The 3,596-nt window shown below is 52.6% G+C and carries 3 protein-coding genes and 1 pseudogene; 1 reads left to right on the plus strand and 3 read right to left on the minus strand.

Annotated elements, in window-relative coordinates; translation table 11 throughout:
• Positions 1–95, minus strand: a 95-nt coding sequence (locus tag QZ506_RS03575) for an IS1 family transposase (RefSeq protein ID WP_367272958.1), incomplete at its 3' end; no start/stop codon positions are given.
• Between the two features lie 46 nt (positions 96–141).
• Between QZ506_RS03575 and QZ506_RS21460 the strand changes: the two genes are divergently transcribed.
• Complete coding sequence (locus QZ506_RS21460; RefSeq protein WP_367272964.1) at positions 142–315, plus strand: hypothetical protein; 174 nt, start codon at positions 142–144, stop codon at positions 313–315.
• Positions 316–376: 61 nt separating this feature from the next.
• Here the strand turns inward: QZ506_RS21460 and mutS are convergent, their stop codons facing one another.
• Entirely contained in the window at positions 377–2,941 is a 2,565-nt protein-coding gene (gene mutS / locus QZ506_RS03580; protein ID WP_291969115.1) for a DNA mismatch repair protein MutS, read from the minus strand.
• A 449-nt stretch (positions 2,942–3,390) separates the two neighbouring features.
• A pseudogene (locus QZ506_RS03585) lies at positions 3,391–3,596 on the minus strand (IS5/IS1182 family transposase); the annotation flags it as partial.

Below are 3,596 nucleotides of genomic sequence, written 5' to 3' on the forward strand. Positions count from 1 at the left end.
CGACGGTAACGCTGATGGCCACTTTTGCCATAACCGTATTTTTTCACAGGAGATGTCTGTTCACAAAACGGGCATCTTACATCAACTTTAGCCACTGTATTCCACATCCAAAACCGGACATTTCACACTGCAATCAACATAATTGAATACACGACCTATTTACAGGTGCGTAAATCATCGGGAGACGCAGTGCTGCTTACCTTCAGCGCGCATTTTGCCGTTGTGCCTTCGATGGAAGAGGGGAGGGAGGTAAAAAGCCTGGTCCCGAGCAGTGCCCCATTTCAGATGAAAGCGCAAGACCACTGTAACGAGTAACAATACCAAAGTGATCGGATAAAAAGCGGCCTTCCTGAGAAAGGCCGCTTGCCATGAAAAGTTACACCATCGCTTTCAGTTTATACAGCCATTCCAGCGCCTGACGCGGCGTTAACGTATCGGGATCCAGCGCTTCCAGTGCTTCGACCGCCGGAGCGGTCTCTTCGCTGGTTAACAACGCCAGTTGCGCACCATCCACATGGCTGGCAGAGGCGTGATTGGAAAATGATTCCAGTTCTTTAAGCTTTTGCAACGCACGTTTAATCACCTCTTTGGGCACACCCGCCAGCGCTGCAACGGCGAGGCCGTAGCTCTTGCTGGCGGCGCCCTCCTGAACGCTGTGCATAAACGCAATGGTGTCACCGTGCTCCAGAGCATCCAGATGCACATTCGCAACGCCTTCCATTTTTTCTGGCAAATGGGTTAATTCAAAGTAATGGGTTGCAAACAATGTAATGGCCTTGATGCGCTGCGCCAGATTTTCCGCACAGGCCCAAGCCAGGGATAAACCATCATAGGTCGATGTGCCTCGCCCAATTTCATCCATCAATATCAGGCTGTTGGCGGTGGCATTGTGCAGAATGTTGGCCGTCTCCGTCATCTCCACCATGAACGTAGAACGCCCAGAGGCGAGATCGTCTGCGGCACCAATACGTGTGAATATGCGATCAACCGGCCCAATAGTGGCCTTATCAGCAGGTACAAAGCTGCCAATATGGGCCATCAGCACGATCAGCGCGGCCTGACGCATATAGGTACTCTTACCGCCCATGTTCGGGCCGGTAACGATCAGCATACGACGCTGCGGTGTGAGCGACAGCGGGTTGGCAATAAACGGCTCGCTCAACACCTGCTCCACCACCGGATGGCGTCCTCCTTCAATTTTTAACCCTGGCAGTTCACTCAGCGTCGGGCATACATAATTCAGCGTATCTGCTCGTTCTGCCAGGTTGGTGAGAACATCAAGTTCTGCCAACGCGGCGGCACTTTGTTGCAATGTTTCAAGGTGCGGCAACAGTTGGTCAAACAAGTCGTCGTATAGGGCTTTTTCCAGCGCCAGCGCCTTGCCTTTGGACGTGAGAACTTTATCTTCGTACTCTTTCAATTCAGGAATAATGTAGCGTTCGGCATTCTTCAGAGTTTGGCGGCGTACATAGTGAATCGGCACCAAATGGCTCTGTCCGCGGCTCACCTGGATGTAATAACCGTGCACGCCGTTAAATCCGACTTTGAGGGTATCAAGTCCCAGTTTTTCGCGCTCACGTATCTCCAAACGATCAAGGTAATCGCTGGCGCCGTCAGCCAGCGCACGCCATTCATCCAGTTCGGCGTTATAGCCGCTGGCGATCACACCACCATCGCGCACCAACACCGGTGGTGCTTCCACCACGGCGCGTTCCAACAGTGCGCACAGCTCGTCAAACTGATGAACATGCTGAGAGAGCTGTTGGACATAGTCTTCGGTGCTTTCTGCCAGCAGCGCATGGATGGCCGGATACTGGTGAAATGCATGGCGCATCCGCGCCAGATCGCGCGGTCTGGCGGTACGCAGCGCCAGACGAGCCAAAATACGCTCTAGGTCGCCAATCTGTCGCAATGGCGGCTGGAGTGCTTCCGCCAGTGGCTGCAACGCGCGAATGGTGCTCTGGCGTTGCGTTAGCGCTTGTCTGTCACGCGTGGGCATATGCAACCAGCGCTTAAGCATACGGCTGCCCATCGGCGTGACGGTGCAGTCCAGAATGGCTGCAAGTGTATTTTCGACGCCGCCTGCCAGATTCTGTGTCAGCTCCAGATTACGACGCGTGGCGGCATCCATAATGATGCCGTCTTGCTGGCGTTCCATGGTGATGCTGCGGATATGTGGCAGTGAGGTTCGCTGAGTATCTTTGGCATACTGTAGCAGGCAGCCGGCGGCACGCAGCGCCAGTTTCGCCTGTTCAAGCCCGAACCCTATCAGGTCGCGTGTGCCAAACTGCATATTGAGCTGCTGCCGCGCGGTTTCCAACTCAAATTCCCACAGCGGACGGCGGCGCAACCCATGGCGATGTTCGATCAAATGAGCGGCACCAAACGATTCCGGATAAAGCAACTCAGCGGGATTGGTGCGTTGCAGCTCTGCTGCCATGGTCTCTTCATCGGCCGGCTCCATAACGCGAAAACGCCCAGAGCTGATATCCAATGTAGCATAGCCAAAGCCACGCCCGTCCTGCCAAATGGCCGCTAAAAGATTGTCCTGTTTTTCCTGCAACAGCGCTTCGTCGCTGATCGTCCCTGGGGTGACGATACGTACCACTTTGCGTTCTACGGGGCCTTTGCTGGTCGCTGGATCGCCAATTTGTTCGCAGATGGCGACGGATTCGCCTTGCTGCACCAGTTTTGCCAGGTAGTTTTCAACCGCGTGGTGTGGAACGCCTGCCATGGGGATGGGTTCACCGGCCGAAGCACCGCGTTTGGTAAGTGAAATATCCAATAGCTGTGACGCACGTTTGGCATCATCGTAAAACAACTCATAAAAGTCGCCCATGCGGTAAAACAGCAGGATGTCGGGATGCTGCGCCTTTAGCCTGAAATACTGCTGCATCATGGGCGTATGGTCGGTGAAATCCTTCTCGATAGGTTCATTCATCTCTGTCTTACTCATTTTTAGCTATTGGGGATTCAATGGACAAGTCACTAATGCTGCAAGCATTTGCTTAAACCAAAAGAGCATGCCAGCAACATTTCTACACCAGGGTACGGTATATCTTACCACTTCCCCCCGCAGGGATTCATCCACAGAGGTTCGCTATCCGGAACGTTATCAAAGCCGTAGTGGAAAATGTATCTGATTCTGATACCAGCCTCTTCATGCGCGAAGCGTATCGTAAATTTAGGTGGATGATTTGCAAGCGGTAGGCATGGCTACCGATCGGTATGATGATAATGCGACGAATACCCAAGATGACTACGATGCCATTTTTTCCTGTGTGTCAGGTAAAAATTGTTGGATTTTCTACTGCTAAAGTATTGTCAATTTGTTCGGCTTTGTTGAATAAATCAGAACTTGTAACGACTGCGCCCCATACGGTTCGATTGTTACGTGATGCGAATACTGTTCGGCATTCCTGATAGCGTGATCCGGTTAAGCGCTTTGATCATGGTCATGGCTTCACCCACCTGAGCATCGTAGTCTCTCAGACTTAGATGACCACCCAGAAGCCTTTTGAACCGGAACATGGCCGTTTCAGCCACTGAGCGCCGGTGATAGCCCACTTTCTTTTTCCAGATATCGTTACTACCGC

The sequence above is a fragment of the Candidatus Symbiopectobacterium sp. genome (assembly GCF_020054415.1).
Classification (GTDB): domain Bacteria; phylum Pseudomonadota; class Gammaproteobacteria; order Enterobacterales; family Enterobacteriaceae; genus Symbiopectobacterium.